Genomic DNA, 223 nt, shown 5'->3' on the forward strand with positions numbered 1-223 from the left:
CAAGCGCACTTTGGAAAAGCTGGGCATTCCGAAGACCACCTTCTATCGCTGGTACGACCGATATCTCGTCGACGGCCCCGAGGCGCTTGAAGATCGTAGACCTACGCCGTCACGGGTCTGGAACCGTATTCCTCAATCCGTGCGCGAAAAGATCAAGGGTCTGGCTTCGCAGGAAAGCGAGTTGTCACCGCAAGAACTAGCTGTCCGCTTCACCGGCACAGAA

General features: G+C 56.5%; 1 protein-coding gene. It reads left to right on the forward strand.

The annotated features are described in order from the left end of the window. On the forward strand, window positions 1–223 hold a 223-nt coding region (locus ABLN87_RS22465), incomplete at both ends, for a helix-turn-helix domain-containing protein (RefSeq protein WP_353014342.1).

Source organism: Ruegeria sp. SCP10, assembly GCF_040329495.1.
Lineage (GTDB): Bacteria > Pseudomonadota > Alphaproteobacteria > Rhodobacterales > Rhodobacteraceae > Ruegeria.